The sequence below is a fragment of the Nocardiopsis sp. iso_238 genome (genome assembly GCF_056173325.1).
The window spans coordinates 1,678,878-1,693,710 of record NZ_CM149668.1; the positions used below are offsets into that span (position 1 = coordinate 1,678,878).

General features: G+C 70.8%; 12 protein-coding genes. 4 read left to right on the forward strand and 8 right to left on the reverse strand.

The window, feature by feature from the left end; all coding sequences use genetic code 11:
• Nucleotides 1-9 precede the first annotated feature (9 nt).
• Nucleotides 10-1,131 (reverse strand): ABC transporter substrate-binding protein, encoded by a 1,122-nt coding sequence (locus tag AC0VYL_RS07480; RefSeq protein WP_475482687.1) that lies wholly within the window; start codon nt 1,129-1,131, stop codon nt 10-12.
• A 134-nt stretch (nt 1,132-1,265) separates the two neighbouring features.
• Nucleotides 1,266-3,581, reverse strand: a complete 2,316-nt coding sequence (locus AC0VYL_RS07485) for an AbfB domain-containing protein (protein ID WP_475482688.1) — start codon at nt 3,579-3,581, stop codon at nt 1,266-1,268.
• A gap of 248 nt (nt 3,582-3,829) precedes the next feature.
• Between AC0VYL_RS07485 and AC0VYL_RS07490 the strand changes: the two genes are divergently transcribed.
• A complete protein-coding gene (locus AC0VYL_RS07490; RefSeq protein WP_475483485.1) occupies nt 3,830-4,876 on the forward strand; it encodes a LacI family DNA-binding transcriptional regulator in 1,047 nt (348 codons plus the stop codon).
• Between the two features lie 2 nt (nt 4,877-4,878).
• Here the strand turns inward: AC0VYL_RS07490 and AC0VYL_RS07495 are convergent, their stop codons facing one another.
• A complete protein-coding gene (locus AC0VYL_RS07495; RefSeq protein WP_475483486.1) occupies nt 4,879-5,757 on the reverse strand; it encodes a LysR family transcriptional regulator ArgP in 879 nt (292 codons plus the stop codon).
• 93 nt (nt 5,758-5,850) lie between these two features.
• On the opposite strand from AC0VYL_RS07495, the gene AC0VYL_RS07500 reads away from it, so the two are divergent.
• Nucleotides 5,851-6,525 (forward strand): LysE/ArgO family amino acid transporter, encoded by a 675-nt coding sequence (locus AC0VYL_RS07500; protein WP_475482689.1) that lies wholly within the window; start codon nt 5,851-5,853, stop codon nt 6,523-6,525.
• Nucleotides 6,526-7,062: 537 nt separating this feature from the next.
• Here the strand turns inward: AC0VYL_RS07500 and AC0VYL_RS07505 are convergent.
• Nucleotides 7,063-7,938: a lysostaphin resistance A-like protein gene (locus tag AC0VYL_RS07505; RefSeq protein WP_475482690.1), complete on the reverse strand. Its 876-nt coding sequence runs from the start codon at nt 7,936-7,938 to the stop codon at nt 7,063-7,065.
• A 51-nt stretch (nt 7,939-7,989) separates the two neighbouring features.
• Between AC0VYL_RS07505 and AC0VYL_RS07510 the strand changes: the two genes are divergently transcribed.
• Complete coding sequence (locus tag AC0VYL_RS07510; protein ID WP_475482691.1) at nt 7,990-8,697, forward strand: MerR family transcriptional regulator; 708 nt, start codon at nt 7,990-7,992, stop codon at nt 8,695-8,697.
• A gap of 41 nt (nt 8,698-8,738) precedes the next feature.
• On the opposite strand, the gene AC0VYL_RS07515 is transcribed toward AC0VYL_RS07510, so the two are convergent.
• Genes AC0VYL_RS07515 through AC0VYL_RS07530 form a run of 4 tightly spaced genes read right to left on the reverse strand, consistent with a single transcriptional unit; the run spans nt 8,739 to nt 13,377 of the window.
• Nucleotides 8,739-10,340, reverse strand: coding sequence for a glycoside hydrolase family 43 protein (locus tag AC0VYL_RS07515; RefSeq protein WP_475482692.1), 1,602 nt, complete (start codon nt 10,338-10,340; stop codon nt 8,739-8,741).
• 28 nt (nt 10,341-10,368) lie between these two features.
• On the reverse strand, nt 10,369-11,199 hold the full coding sequence (locus AC0VYL_RS07520) for a carbohydrate ABC transporter permease (RefSeq protein WP_475482693.1): 831 nt from the start codon (nt 11,197-11,199) through the stop codon (nt 10,369-10,371).
• Nucleotide 11,200: 1 nt separating this feature from the next.
• On the reverse strand, nt 11,201-12,088 hold the full coding sequence (locus AC0VYL_RS07525) for a carbohydrate ABC transporter permease (RefSeq protein WP_475482694.1): 888 nt from the start codon (nt 12,086-12,088) through the stop codon (nt 11,201-11,203).
• Nucleotides 12,085-13,377, reverse strand: coding sequence for an ABC transporter substrate-binding protein (locus AC0VYL_RS07530; RefSeq protein WP_475482695.1), 1,293 nt, complete (start codon nt 13,375-13,377; stop codon nt 12,085-12,087). The genes AC0VYL_RS07525 and AC0VYL_RS07530 overlap by 4 nt, the downstream gene beginning before the upstream one ends.
• 215 nt (nt 13,378-13,592) lie before the next feature.
• Here AC0VYL_RS07530 and AC0VYL_RS07535 point away from each other — a divergent pair, with 215 nt between their 5' ends.
• On the forward strand, nt 13,593-14,609 hold the full coding sequence (locus tag AC0VYL_RS07535; RefSeq protein ID WP_475460665.1) for a LacI family DNA-binding transcriptional regulator: 1,017 nt from the start codon (nt 13,593-13,595) through the stop codon (nt 14,607-14,609).
• Nucleotides 14,610-14,833 lie beyond the last annotated feature (224 nt).

A 14,833-nucleotide genomic window follows, 5' to 3' on the forward strand; every position in this document is an offset into this window, starting at 1 on the left:
CCGCCGGACCTAGTAGGCATGGGGAAGCTCCTCCTCGGCGTTCTCCGCGTCGTACTCGCGGTCGGTGATGATCAGCTGCGTGCCGACGTCCTCACCGGCGCCGAAGGCCGAGGCCGCCTCGAAGGCCAGCGGGCCGAAGCGCGGGTTCGACTCCACGACCGCCGAGATCCACCCGTCGACGATGTACTCCACCGCCGCCTGGGTGCCGTCCACCGTCACGATCCGGACGTCCCCCGGCGCCTTTCCCGCGCCGTTGAGCGCGGTGACCGCGCCGATGCCCATCTCGTCGTTCTGCGCGTAGATCCCGGAGATGTCCGGCTGCGACTGGACGAGCTGCTCGGTCACCGACTGGCCGCCCTCGCGGGTGAAGTCGCCGGACTGCTGGAAGACGATCTCGATCCCGGGGGCCTCGGCCTCGATCCGCTCCAGGAAGCCGCTCGTGCGGTCGGTGGTCACGTTGTTGCCGGGCGCGCCCAACAGGATGGCCACCTCGCCCTCGCCGCCCAGCGCGTCGATCATCTGGTCGGCGGCGCGGCGGCCCTGCTCCACGAAGTCGGACCCGATGAAGGTCACGTAGTCCTCGCAGGCGGTGCCGTTGATGGGCCGGTCGACGGTGATGATCGGGACGGCGTCGGCGCGCGCCTGGTCCAGGACGGGCTTCCAGCCGTCGGAGTTGAGCGGGGCGATGATCAGCACCTCCGCGCCCTGCGACATGAGGTCCTGGACGTCGCTGATCTGCTGGGAGAAGTCGGACTGGGCGTTGGAGGTGATCAGGTCGATCCCCCGGGCGGCGGCCTCGTCCTTGATGGACTGCGTCTCGGTGATGCGGAAGGGGTTGGACTCGGCCTCGGACTGGGAGAAGCCGACCTTCTTGTCGGTGAGGTCGAAGGGCTCGATCCCGTGCTCCTCGGCGCCACAGGTCTCGCCCCCGCTGGCCGCCTCGTCCAGGACCTGGGCCTGGCCCTCGGTGTCCCCGGCGGCGGCGTTCCCGGCGGTGGCGTCGTCCTCGCCCCGGGCACAGCCGGTGGCCGCCAGGGCCAGCGCCGCGCCCACGGCGGCGGTGGCCAGCAGGGCCCGACGGGGTCGGGGGAGCGCTCCCGCGCCGGTGTGGTGGGTGTGGTGTTCGTTCATGTCGGGTCTCCGCCCGGATAGAGGGGAAGCCGACTGGGGGAGTCGGCGGAGGGGGTGCGGGAGCGGGGCGCCGGGTCAGGGGCGCCCCGTGGAGGTGGGGGTCGGGTCACGCGGGTCGGGTCACGCGGGTCCGGTCAGGGAGCCCAGGGAGACTCCACCGACCACGAGGTGTCGTGGTCGTAGTGCTCGGCGGTGTCGCGGTCCTCGCCGACGGTGCCCGCCCCGGACAGCCAGAGTTCGGAGTCGTAGTGGCGCAGGTACCGGTCCGGGAAGTTGTAGGAGCGCAGCGAGATCCCCTCGCCGCTCAGCCCGGGCACCGCGCACCAGGTGGCGTCCTGGTCGAAGAGCCCGGAACCGTCGGCGGGCTCCCGGCTCACCCGCGACTCCGCGTGCCGCAGGTACTCGCCCGGGTGGTCCGCCGACTCCAGTGACAGGCACTGGTCGTCGGCCAGGCCGGGCACGAACCGCCAGGTGGCGGCGGTCCTGTCGGCCTCGGAGCTGTCGTCGCCCACCGGGGCGGTGACGCCGAGCCCGCCCTCGTGGGCCAGGTAGCGGTCCTCGTGGCCGGGTGTGGTGACCCGCAGGGACAGGTTCTCCTCAAAGGGCACGTCCGCGACGCCGCCGACCGGCTCCCCGGCCAGCAGCTGCTCGTGCGCCCCGGCGACGATCTCCGGGTCGACCTTGAGCACCCGGCGGTCGTAGGTCCAGAAGCCGTTGAGCTCGGTCTCCACGTCGGTGATCTCGGTGTAGATCGCCGCCGACAGGCCGTGGGTGCGCTCCAGCCGCTGCACGCCCGCCATCAGGCCGACGTACCGGGTGGCCAGGGAGTGGCCGTCGCTGATGTCCTCGTAGCCGAAGCCGTCGCCCGGGCTCCACTCGTGGCCCTCCACCGGCAGGTTGTAGCCGCCGAACTCGCCCAGCACCGAGATCCGGTCGTCCTCCGCCGGTGCGGGATCCCCCGGACCGACGTAGATGTGGGAGTCGACGATGTCGCCGTTGCCGGTGTCGTGCCAGCCGGAGGCCCCGGTGACCAGGCGCGAGGGGTCGGACGCCCTGACCTCGTCGGTGAGGCGGGCGTCGCCGTCGTACTGGCCCCAGCCCTCGTTGAACACGATCCAGTTGACGATGGACGGGAAGCTGCGGTGCTCGTCCACCAGGGCGTGCAGCTCGGTCTCGAACTGGTCGCGCCCCGCCTGGCTCGGGTCGCCCGACATCGAGGGCATGTCCTGCATGACCATCACGCCGAGCCGGTCGGCCCAGTAGTACCAGCGGTCCGGCTCCACCTTCACGTGCTTGCGGATGGTGTTGAAGCCCAGTTCCTTGTGCGACTCGATGTCGAAGCGCAGGGCCTCGTCGGTGGGCGCGGTGGAGACGCCGTCCGGCCAGTAGCCCTGGTCGAGCGTGCCCACCTGGAACACGTACTCGCCGTTCAGGAGCGGGCGCAGGACCCCGTCCACCTCCCCGGTCTCGATGGAGCGCATCCCGGTGTAGCCCGCGACCTCGTCGTGGACCTCGTCGCCGTCGTCGGAGGTGAGGGTGACGTCCACGTCGTACAGGTAGGGGTCGTCCGGGCTCCACAGGCGTGCGTCCGGGACCGGCACGGTGATCGCGGAGTTCGGGTCGCCGCTCGCCGAGCCCACCTCGGTGCCCTCGTCGTCCAGGACGGTGACGGTGGCCGTGGCGCCCTCGGCGCCGGTGGCGTTCACCACCACCTCCACCTGTTCACCGGGTACGTCCGGGGTGATGTCCAGGCGGGTGACGTGGGCCTCGGAGACCGGTTCCATCCACACGGTCTGCCAGATCCCGGTGAAGGTGGTGTACCAGATGCCGCCGGGCTCCAGCCGTTGCTTGCCGACGGGCTGCTCACCCTCGTCGCTGGGGTCGTGGACCCCCACGACGATCTCGTTCTCCCCGTCCTGGAGGGCGTCGGTGACGTCGAAGGAGAACTTGTCGAAGCCGCCCTTGTGGGAGCCGACGGAGGTGCCGTTCACCCACACCTCGGAGTCCCAGTCCACGGCGCCGAAGTTGAGCAGGACGCGGTCGCCGTCCCAGGAGTCCGGCACCTCCACGGTGCGGCGGTACCAGAGGCGGTCGTGGTGCTCCTCGACGCCGGACAGGGCGGACTCCACCGGGTAGGGGACCAGGATCTCCCCGTCCAGATCGGTGCCGAACGGCGGGTCCTCGCCCTCTTCGGCGGGGGCCCACTGCCAGAGGCCGTTGAGGTTCTCCCAGTCCTCGCGCACCATCTGCGGGCGCGGGTACTCGGGCAGGGCGTTGTCCGGGGAGACCTCCGAGGTCCAGGGGGTCTCCAGGCGGGGTTCGGCCGAGGCGGCGGCCGGGAGCGCGGTCAGCGCCGAGGCGGTCAGGAACGCGGCCAGAACGGGGGCGGCCGCGCGGACGGTCCGGCGGGGCGGTGCGGGAGTCGGGGACGCGGGGGGTTGACGTCTCATGGGGGTTCTCCGTGTCGAGTGGTGCGGGAGGACCTGCACGAGGCAGCGCCACCCCCGCTTTTACAACGTGGGAAACCTGACTTAGCCAAGATGACAGCACGATCAACGAGTCCTGTCCAGACCCTGAAGGGAAACCCGCTGGACATCCGGGGAACACGCGGGCTCCGCCACGTAGGGGAAACGGGCCCGTCAGCATCGCTGGGCAGAGACCGCACCCGTGTTGTATAACGATGTAAAACTCAACGGCCCTGGGTACAGCGGCCCGGAAGGGGAAGCGAGTGGGCATCAGCCTGAAGGACGTCGCGCTACGGGCGGGGGTGTCGGTCAAGACCGTGTCGAACGTCGTCAACGGCTACCGGCACGTCACCCCCGAGACCCGCCAGCGCGTCCAGCGGGTCATCGACGAGCTCGGATACCGCCCCAACCTCACCGCCCGCCACCTGCGCAAGGGCAGGACCGGGATGATCGCCCTCGCCCTGCCCGAGCTCGGCAACCCCTACTTCGCCGAACTCGCGGACGCCGTCATCGAGTACGCGGGCGGGCTCGACTACATCGTGCTGCTCGACCACACCGGGGGGCGCCGGGACCAGGAGGTGCTCTTCGCCCAGGGTCTGCGGGCCCGGGTGATCGACGGGCTCATCCTCAGCCCCATCGAACTGGAGAACGAGGACCTGCTCGCCCGCGAGAGCGACGCGCCCCTGGTGCTGCTCGGGGAGCGCGAGTACGACGCCCCCCACGACCACGTCGCCATCGACAACGTCGCCGCCGCCCGCACCGCGGCCTCCCACCTGGTGGAGATCGGCCGACAGCGGATCGCCTTCCTCGGGGCCCGGCACGGACGCGCCCGCCAGACCGCGCACCTGCGGCTCCAGGGGTGGCGCGAGGTGATGACGGAGCACGGGCGGCCCACCGGCGACGAGTTCGTCGCGGTCACCGACGGCTACGCCCGCGAGGACGGCGCCCAGGCGATGGCCCGCCTCCTGGACTCGGGGGTCCGCCCGGACGCGGTGTTCTGCTACAACGACCTCGTGGCCATAGGTGCCATGCGCACCCTCACCGAACGCGGCCTGCGCATCCCCGAGGACGTGGCGGTGGTGGGCTTCGACGACATCGAGGACGGTCGGTACTGCACCACCACCCTGACCACCGTCGCCCCGCACAAGAGGGCGATCGCCCGGGCCGCCACGGACGCGCTCCTGGAACGCCTCTCCGAAACGGAGGGGGCGATCCCGCCCAGGCGCGTGCAGCCGGGCTTCGCCCTCGTCCCCCGGGAGAGCACCGTGGGAAAGCCCTGAGGTCAGACCGGACGCAGGCGTGCGGCGGCCCCGGCCCGCACGTGCCGGGTGACCTCGTCAAGAAGCGGTGACCGCAGGTTCCAGCGCTGCCAGTACAGGCGGACCTCCACCGGGTGGTCCGGTGCCAACGGCACCAGAGTCCCGGACTCCAGGCCCTCGGCGCACTGCTGCTCGGGGATCACGCCCCAGCCCCAGCCCAGCAGGACGGCGCGGGCGAAGTCCTCCGAGGCCGGGACGTAGTGGGTCGGCCCCCGCGAACCCCCACCGGTGAGGTCGCGCAGGAAGCAGTCCTGGAGGTCGTCCTTGCGGTCGAAGTTCACCATCGGCGCGTCCGGGAGGCGCCCGGGGTCGGTGGCGCCGAACCGCTCCGCGAACTCCGGGGCGCACACGGCCTGGTACCGCAGGCTGCCGAGCGGTTCCACGGAGCATCCCTGGACCGCCTCCGGAGTGGAGGTCACCGCCGCCATGACCGCCCCCGACCTCAGCAGGCCGGTGGTGTGCTCCTCGTCCTCCCGGTGAAGCTCGAAGACGGCCAGCCCTGGCGGGAGCGCCTCCAGGAACCACGTGGACAGGCTGTCGGCGTTCACGGCCAGCGGCACCCGTGCGTGGCCCCGCTCGTGGCCGACGGCCCGGAGCTCCGAGCGCACCTCCTGTTCCAGGAGGAGCACCTGACGGGCGTGGCGCAGCACCGCGTCGCCCGCCTCGGTCGGCAGGACCGGGTTGGTGCGCCGGACCAGAACCTGGCCCGCGGCCTGTTCCATGGCCCGGACCCGCTGCGACACCGCCGAGGAGGTGACGTGCAGACGTCGGGCGGCGGCCTCGAAGGTGCCCTCCTCCACCAGGGCGGTGAGTGTGCGCAGATGGTCGAACTGGAAGGGCATCGTACGCTCCTGACGTGCGGTCATAAGGAAGTCTAAGGAGATCTGAGAAAGTTTAGCTTTACTACACGGGGTCTTCTGGTGGACGCTTTCCAGGTGAACGAGACTCTTCTTCCCGCACTGATGGGCATGGGCACCGGTCTGGCGCTCATCGTGGCCATCGGCGCCCAGAACGCGTACCTGCTCCGCCTCGGCATCGACGGCAGGCCCTCCGCCGTGCTGGCGGTGGTGCTGGTCTGCGCGGTCTCCGACGCGGGGCTCATCCTCGCCGGTGTCGCGGGCATCGGCGGCCTGGTCGAGGCGCTGCCCACCGCGATGGTGGTCGTCCGCCTCCTCGGTGCGGGCTTCCTCGTGGTGTACGGCCTGTTCGCGGCCCACCGGGCGCTGCGGCCGGGGCGGGCCGAGGTCCTGGTCCCGGCGGCGAGCGCCCCCGCCCCCGAATCAGGGCGGGGCACGATGACCCTGGCCACCCGGTCCACCGGGCTCAGGGCCGCGGTGCTCACCGCCTTGGCACTCACCTGGCTCAACCCGCACGTGTACCTGGACACGGTGGTCTTCCTCGGGTCGGTCGCCAACCACCAGACCGGAGAGGCCCGCTGGTGGTGGGCGGCCGGTGCGGTGGCCGGAAGCTTCATCTGGTTCTTCGCCCTGGGCTTCGGCGCGCGGCTGCTCCGTCCGGTCTTCGCCCGCCCCGGCGCCTGGCGGGTGCTGGACGGGATCATCGCGGTCGTAATGCTCACCCTGGGCGTCAGCCTGGCGCTCGGTGGTTAGTCTGAAGGTCGGTGCCATGCGGGAGAGTGGTGGCGATGCCAACGCCGAGAGTGAACTCAGGGATCCTCTGGGGTGTTTGTCGCCGGAGTCCGTTTCTCGACAACTTGCAGATTCCGATGGGTTCGCGCCACAGAGCCGCAGGTCAACGAGACTGCTCCCCGCGCACGCGGGGATGGTCCCGAACAGCGCGCCGACCGTGGCAGGAAACCGATCTGCTCCCCGCGCACGCGGGGATGGTCCCGCGATCGCCGCGTGGCACGCGGAGCCCTCCGACTGCTCCCCGCGCACGCGGGGATGGACCCGTCCCCCTCATCTCGACGCGCCCGTCGGGGGTGCGGCGGACCTCTGCTCCCCGCGCACGCGGGGATGGACCCCGGTGCAGCGCGGGCCTGAAACTGCCGAGCGTCTGCTCCCCGCGCAGGCGGGGATGGGCCTGGCGCCGGTCTGTGCTAATCGGGTGCTCAAGTCTGCTCGTGGCCCTGCGTGCGTGCCTGGTAGGAGCAACAGCGGCACTGCTCTCCGCTGTTCAGGGCTGGTCTACGGCAGGAGAGCTGTGGCGGGCTCTCTTCCCGGGGACAGCTTCCAGAGGCCGAGCGTGGCCAAACCCATCACGATCATCGGCACCACGAGGACCGGGCCGGTCACCACTGACACGTCGTCGAGGCGGTCAGCCAGAATCACAGACACCATCAGCACGGTGTTGCTGACGGCATGGACCAGCACCGCTGCTTCGAGACCCCCGGTGCGCTGGGTCATCAGGGCCAGACACACCCCGGCGACGACGTAGTAGCTCAGCGCCCAGGCGTCCAGGGAACCGTGGATCGCGCCGAACGCCAGTGCGGTGACCAGTGTGGCGACCGCGAGGGAGACGCCCGGACGTCGGAAGCGCGCGCCGACCGCGCGGAAGAGCAGCCCCCGGAACAGGTACTCCTCACCGGCCGACTGGAGGGGGACGACCACGATCGCCACGAGGGCGAGCGTGATGGTCGCCGCCGTCGGCTGGAGGGATCCGAACGGCATGATCAGGTGCAGCACGACGGTGTAGACGATCCAGATCGGGACCACCACCGCTGCGGCGCGGGCCATCACCCGCCACCGGAAGCGGCCCGCGACCGACGACAGCCACCCGGGGCGTTCCCGGTAGATCGCCCACTGGGCCAGACCGCAGACGGGGATCAACGCCGCGAGCAGCAGGTTTCCCGCCAGCCAGAACCCGACGGTGATGGTGGGGTCCTCGGGGTCGAAGGGCTCCATCCCGAGGAGGCGGTCCAGGGCGATCCCGGCCGGGACGGCCGCGACGAAGAGCACGGCGAGCAGGGCTCCCAGGCCGGTGGTGACGGCCAGGAGGGTGCGCCAGACCTGCGGCCTGGACCGCAGGGACTGGACGTACGAGGGTGCGCTTCGGTTGTTCATGCGGCCCATTCCAAACTATGACGTAGCGTCGTAGTCAAGGAGGCCGAGAAGATGCGCTCACGCGAACTGGCGGACCTGGCCGGGGTGACCGTGCGGACGGTGCGCCACTACCACCAGATCGGCCTGTTGCCCGAGCCGCCGAGGACGGTGAACGGGTACCGGCGGTACACCGCCGACGACCTGGTCCGGTTGCTGCGGATCCGGCACCTGGTCGAGGCGGGCGTCGGCCTCACCGACGTCGGGGAGGCGCTGGACGAGGAGTCGTCGGCTGACGGCGTCCTCGACCGGGTGGAGGCGGACATCGAGACCCGGATCGCACGCCTGCGGACCCAACGGGATCTCGTGCGATCCCTGCGCGAGCAGTGGCGGGAGCCCGAGGCCGCTGACGGGGTGGTCGGCGCCCTGGCCGCCGTGCACCGGGCGTCGGGCCTGTCAACGGAGGCCGCCAGGCTCGATTCCGACATCGCCACCCTCGTCGTGCACCTGTCCGGTGGGGACACCTCGGTGGTGGAGGAGGGCCTCGCCGCGATCGGCGGACTGAAGGACGCCCCCTCGTTCTTCGCCGCGATCAACGCTCTCGTCGAACTCGCTCCCGACGCCGACGCAACGGCACGGAGGCACGTCGCCGACGCGCTGCGCCCACATCTGTCGTCACTCGCGGGTGTACGGGTTCCACAGGGCAGACTCGCGCGTCTGCTCGACGAGCTGCGGAGTCTGCGCCTGAACCCCGCGCAGCTCGACGCGCTCGACCGGCTCTGAGCAGGTGCGGGGAGTGCCCGTCGGCACTCCCCGCCCGATGCTCAGGATCCCTGGTAGGTGGCGTGGTCGAAGTCGGCGTGGCAGCCCGTGCCGGTCAGGTCGTGGACCCACAGGCCGAGGAAGGCGCCCGTGAAGCCCCAGATGGTGGCGGTCTCACCGTCGGCCGCACGCTCGGCGGCGTAGTCGTCGGACAGGATGCTGGCGTCCAGTACCCCGCCGACGGGCGTCCAGCTCCGGCCGTCGGGGGAGAGGGCGAACCGCAGTTCGGCTCCGTCGATCACGGCGCGCAGGTGAAAGCGCTCCCAGCCCCGCACGTCGACCCGGTCACCGGACTCGCGTACCCGGCCCCGGTCCGAGCTGAGCACACCGGCGAACAGCCCCTCCTGCTCGTCGAAGCCGACGCGCAGATAGTGCCACTGCCGCATGTTGTAGTACGCGGTCAGCCCGGCCATCCGCTGGAAGGTGTCGGTGGAGAACTCCATCACCGTCTCCATCACGCACCGCTCGTGCTGCACCCGTCGCGCCACCAGGCTCGGGCTGCGGGTGCCGGAGGGGGACTGCCCGCCCTGTACGCGCAGGTGGCCTGGGCGCTCGGTCAGCGAGACCCACTCCTCGTCCACGTGGCGCCGCAGCGTGCTCCACTCCGGGCGCAGCACCGGGGCGTCGAAGTCGTCCCTCGCGGGCGCCTCCGGCCACGGGTGCGGTTCCAGGTCGGGCCCCTCGACCTCCTCGTGGGGCACCCCGTCCCGGACCCGGGGCCAGCCCTCCACCCAGTCCACGCGTTGCAGGGCCGTCTCACGCCCGCGCACGCAACGGCCGCGTTCGGTGAGCGGGCGGGACGCCAGGTGCGCCAGGAACCACTTGCCGGACGGGGTGCTGACCAGGCTTCCGTGCCCGGCCTTCTGCAGGGTCAGTGACGGGTGCTCCCGGGAGGAGAGCATGGGCCCGGCCGGGTCCGCCTCGTAGGGGCCGGTGATCTCCCTGGACCGCGCGACCGTCACCTGGTGGTCCCACTGCGTCCCTCCCTCGGCGGTCACCAGGTAGTACCACCCGTTCTCCCGGTACAGGTGCGGGGCCTCGGTCACCCTGGCCGAGGTGCCCTCGAAGACCACCTGCGGTTCGCCCAGGAGCCGCATCCACTCGGTGTCCAGTTCCTGGAGCACGATCCCCGCGAAGGCGTGGTGTCCGGGCCGCCAGTCCATGAGGCTGGTGACCACCCAGCTCCGGCCGTCCTCGTCGTGGAACAGGGACGGGTCGAAACCCATCGAGTGGATCGGCGCGGGGTCGCTCCACGGGCCGTCGGGCGTGGGAGAGGTGGTCACGTAGTTGGGCGTGTCCCAGAAGCCCTCGGCGTAGTTCTCCACGTCAGTGAAGATCAGGTGGAACACCCCGTCCTTGTGGGACAGGCAGGGCGCCCACACGCCCGCTCCGTCGCGGTGGCCGGTGAGGTCGAGGAGGCGGTCGTGGTCGAGGATGCCGCCGAGGGGGCGCCAGTGGACCAGGTCCCGGGAGTGGTGCAGCAGCACCCCCGGGCTCCACTCGAAGGTCGAGGTCGCCAGGTAGTAGTCCTCGCCGACCCGCAGGATCGACGGGTCGGGGTGGAACCCGGGCAGGACCGGGTTGGTGATGGTCGCGGTCGTCATCACGGCCTTTCGGGGTGGGGGTGGTCCTCTACTTGCCGAATCCGGCGGCGAGCCCGCCCAGCAGGTGTCTCCGGCCGAACAGGTACAGGGCCAGGATCGGGATGGTGGAGAGCACCACGGCGGCCATCAGGCCGGGAACGTCGGTGCCGTACTGGGTCTGGAACGCCCAGAGCCCCAGGGGAAGGACCCGGTTGGACTCGCTCTGGGTGAGCACCAGCGGGAAGATGAAGTTGTTCCAGGCGTTGAGGCCGACGAAGATCGCCACCGTCACCACGCCCGGCCGTGACAGCGGCAGGACCAGGCGGAGGAACACCTGCCAGGTCGCGGCGCCGTCCAGCGCCATCGCCTCGTACAGTTCGCCGGGCACGTCCCGCAGCGAGCTGGTGAGCACGACGATGGAGATCGGCAGGGTGAACGCGGCGGTCGGCAGGATGATCGCGGGCAGGCTGTCGTACAGGTGCAGCCGGGTGATGATCAGGTAGATCGGGATCATCACCGCCTGGGCCGGGACCGCCAGCCCCAGGAGGAACAGGGTGAAACTGATCCGGACGGCGCGGCTGCGTCCGCGCACGATCGCGAACGCGGCGGGTACCGCCACCACCAGGACCAGGAGGATCGCCCCGGACGCCACGATCAGGCTGTTGGCCAGGAAGCCGAGGAACCCGACCTCGAAGGCGTTGCGGTAGTTGTCCAGGGTGAGTGACTCGGGCAGGGACAGCGGGCCCCGCGACAGGTAGTCGCCCGGTCCGCGCAGGCTCGTGGCGACGAGGTAGTACAGGGGCACGCACACGACGAGCAGCCACAGGGCGGCGCCGATCCCTGAGGCGTACGCCGGTCGGGCGCCGGTTCGGGACGCCATGTCACATCCCCTCCCTCTGGCTGGTCATCCGGGAGTAGCCGGTCACCCGCACCACCGCCAGGGAGAGTCCGGTCCCCAGGACCACCAGCAGCACGGCGATGGCGCTGGCGTAGCCCATCTGGAAGGAGACGAAGCCCTGGTTGTACATGTGCAGCGGCAGGATGCGGGTGGCGTTGCCCGGCCCTCCGGCGGTCAGTAGCAGGACCGTCTCGAAGTAGGTCATGGAGCCGACGAGCATCAGCACCGACGACGCGATGATCGTGTGCCGTAGCTGCGGCACGGTGATGCGCCAGAAGCGCTGGAGGCCGGAGGCCCCGTCCAGTTCGGCCGCCTCGTGGAGCGATCGCGGCACCTGTCGTGCGGCCGCCTGGTACAGGAGCATGTGGAACGGCAGGAACTGCCACAGCAGGATGAGCACGATCGCGTACAGCGCCAGTGCGGGATCTCCGAGCACGTTGCTGTGGCTCAGCGCGAACCACTCCCTGACCTGGGAGGGGATGCCGAAGCTCGGGTCGAGCAGGGCCTTCCAGACCAGGGCGATGGCCGCGGTGGACAACAGCAGCGGCAGGAAGAAGACCGCGCTCACCACCGCCCGGACGCGTTGGGGACCGGCCGCCCACACCCCGAAGGCCAGGGCCAGCGGGGTCTGGGTCGCCCAGCACAGGACGGTCAGGGTCAGGGTGATCGTGAGTCCGCCGCGGACCTGGCCGTCGCCCGGGAGCGCCGACCAGTTGGCCAGGCCCACCCACTGCGGGGTGCCGATTCCGTCCCACGAGGTGAGGCTGAGGTAGCCCACGACGGCCACGGGGGCCAGGCCGAACAGGCCGAAGAACAGCAGTGCCGGTGTGACCCAGAGGAACCCGGGCCGCTCCGTGGCGGAGTTCCTCACCGCTGCTCCATGTCCTCGGCGAACTCCTCAGGGGTGATGTCGCCGATGAAGAGCAGTTGGAGGTTGGTCAGCATGGCCTCGGCCGCCGCGGGGGCCAGGGCCTGGTCCCACGACTGGGTGAAGGTGGGCGCCCCCGAGACCAGTTCGTGGGTGAAGGTGGCGAACTCGGCGTGGTCGCTCTCCTGGAGCTGGTCCTCGATGCCCTCGACGGCGGGGACCTGGCCCTCCTTGATGAGTTCGGCCACGTACTCCTCGGAGGCCAGGGTCTCGACGAGGAAGTCGGTCGCCGCTTCCGCGTGCTGGCTGTCGCTGTTCACGGAGAAGTAGTTGCTGGGGTTGCCGACGATCGCGTCGGGGTCTCCCGCTCCGCCCTCCACGGTGGGGAAGGAGGTGAAGCCGAGGTCGTCGTTCTCGACGAACTCGGGGTTGTTGTCCATCTGCTGGGCGAGGTCCCAGCTGCCCATCAGGAACATCGCGGACTCACCGGTGGCCAGGAGGGTGGAGGCGCTGCCGTTGTCGTAGTCGATGGAGGTGAAGTTGTTGCCGAAGGCCCCCCGGTCGACCAGGTCCTGGCAGGTCTCCATGGCCTCCAGGACGGCGGGGTGCCGCCAGGCGCCCTCCTCCTGGTCCGCGACGGCCTGGAACACGTCGGGGCCGCCGATCCGGTCCACGAGGTAGGAGAACCACATCAGCTGGGTCCAGCCCTGGGCCCCGGGGAGGACGATCGGGGTGACGCCGTCGGCCCGGAGGACGTCGATCGCCTCGTGGAGTTCGGCGAGGGTCCGCGGGGGCTGGAGCCCGGACGCAGCCAGGACGGGCTTGTTGTAGTACATGACGACGGGTTGCACGCCGAGGAGGGGCACGCCGTAGTAGGAGCCGTCGATGGCGGCCACGTCCAGGACGCTGGGAAGGAAGGCGTCGCGGAACTCGGGGTTGTCGTCCAGGGTCGGGGTGAGGTCGAGGACCTGGCCCTGGTCGGCGTACTGGGCGAGGTTGCCGCCGCCCCAGTTGAAGAACACGTCGGGCGCGTTGGGGGAGCCGAGCGCCACCTGGAGGCGCTGCTTGTAGGCGTCGTTGACGAAGGTGACGAGTTCGGCGGGCACGTCATGGGACGCGTTGTGCGCCTCGATGCCCTGTTCGACGATCTCGTTGACCGCCGCGTCCTCCAGGGCCCAGACCTGCACGGAGTCGGCGCCGCCCGGGCCCGAGGTGCCGCAGCCGGTGGCGAGGAGGAGGGAGAGGGCCAGGGAGGTACTGCCGATCACACGTGTCCGGTGGGTGCGACTCATGGCGTGTACACCGTTCTTCCGTTGTTCCGGGGGGTCCGAAAGTCTGCGAAAGGTTTCCGATAGCTTTCGGGAAGGCTGACGCTAAGTTGTCCCTGTGTCTCCGTCAAGGGGAGTTCGGATTGCGAGGAGGTTGCGGTGTTCGACTCCGAAAACTTTCGGGATAGAATCCAGCGCAGCGAACCACCGGAACCCGGTCTTCGACGACGAGGAGGCACATGGCGAAGAGTCGCCCCACGCTGGCCGAGATCGCTGGTGAGGCGGGGGTCTCCGTCTCGACGGTCTCCAAGGTGATCAACGGCCATCTCGACGTGGCGGCCGAGACCCGCCGCCAGGTCGAGCGGTTGCTGGAGCAGCACCGCTACCAGCAACGGCGTCACCGCAAGCGCCGACCGGTCGGTCTGATCGACCTCGTCTTCCTGGACCTGGGCAGCCCCTGGGCCATGGAGATCCTCACCGGGGTCGAGGAGGTCGCGCACGACGCGGGGTTCGGGGTCGTGGTCTCCGCCGTGCACGACCGCAAGCGCAGCAGGCCCGGCCGCAGGTGGCTCGACAACATCCAGGACCGGCGCTCCGACGGAGTGGTACTGGTGCTGTCCGAGCTCTCCCCCCAGCAGCAGGACCAGCTGGACGCGCTGGGGATCCCCGTGGTCCTCGTCGACCCCGTCGGAGACCCCGCGCGGGAGACCCCGGCGGTGGGCGCCGCCAACTGGGACGGCGGTCTGACCGCGACCGAGCACCTCATCGGTCTCGGTCACCGGCGCGTCGCCATGCTCGCCGGCCCACCGGACGTGATGTGCAGCCGGGCCCGCGTGGACGGGTACCGCAGCGCCATGCGCGACGCGGGTCTCCCCGTGCCCGACGGCTACGTCACCCACGGCGACTTCCTCGCCGGGACCGGCAAGGACCTCACGGAGGTCCTGCTCGACCTGCCCGAGCCGCCGACGGCGATCTTCGCGGGTTCGGACCAGATGGCCCGGGGTGCCTACGAGGTCCTGTACAAACGCGGCCTGAGGGTGCCGGACGACGTCTCGGTGGTGGGGTTCGACGATCTCCCCGAAGCCAGGTGGGCGACCCCGCCGCTGACCACCGTCCGGCAGCCGTTGCGCGACATGGCGCAGATGGCCACGCGCATGCTGTTCGACCTGGTCAACGGGGGTGAGCCCGAGACCACGCGGATGGAACTGGCCACTCGCCTGGTCCAGCGCGACAGCACGGCGCCGCCCAGGGAGTGAGCGGGGACTCGGTGCGGCTCCCGGCCGGGCCACGCGCGGGGGCGGGTTCCCGGGGCGGGGGTGGGGGCTCCCGGGGAAGGGAGAACCCCGGGAACCCTTCGGGCCGACCGGATCACGTACGGTCGGCCCCGTTCTCGGTGCCGGTGGGTGTCAGGCGGCGGACGCGACCGGCACGGGTCCGCCTCCAATGGGGTCCGTCGGGGGCGTCGGAGGGCCCCGGCCGG

What these genes read in the sequence shown, in the direction of transcription:
- AC0VYL_RS07535 (WP_475460665.1), top strand. Translation starts at nt 13,593, where the DNA reads ATGGCGAAGAGTCGCCCCACGCTGGCCGAGATCGCTGGTGAGGCGGGG.
- AC0VYL_RS07520 (WP_475482693.1), bottom strand. Translation starts at nt 11,199, where the DNA reads ATGGCGTCCCGAACCGGCGCCCGACCGGCGTACGCCTCAGGGATCGGC.
- AC0VYL_RS07510 (WP_475482691.1), top strand. Translation starts at nt 7,990, where the DNA reads ATGCGCTCACGCGAACTGGCGGACCTGGCCGGGGTGACCGTGCGGACG.
- AC0VYL_RS07485 (WP_475482688.1), bottom strand. Translation starts at nt 3,581, where the DNA reads ATGAGACGTCAACCCCCCGCGTCCCCGACTCCCGCACCGCCCCGCCGG.
- AC0VYL_RS07495 (WP_475483486.1), bottom strand. Translation starts at nt 5,757, where the DNA reads ATGCCCTTCCAGTTCGACCATCTGCGCACACTCACCGCCCTGGTGGAG.
- AC0VYL_RS07505 (WP_475482690.1), bottom strand. Translation starts at nt 7,938, where the DNA reads ATGAACAACCGAAGCGCACCCTCGTACGTCCAGTCCCTGCGGTCCAGG.
- AC0VYL_RS07515 (WP_475482692.1), bottom strand. Translation starts at nt 10,340, where the DNA reads ATGACGACCGCGACCATCACCAACCCGGTCCTGCCCGGGTTCCACCCC.
- AC0VYL_RS07530 (WP_475482695.1), bottom strand. Translation starts at nt 13,377, where the DNA reads ATGAGTCGCACCCACCGGACACGTGTGATCGGCAGTACCTCCCTGGCC.
- AC0VYL_RS07480 (WP_475482687.1), bottom strand. Translation starts at nt 1,131, where the DNA reads ATGAACGAACACCACACCCACCACACCGGCGCGGGAGCGCTCCCCCGA.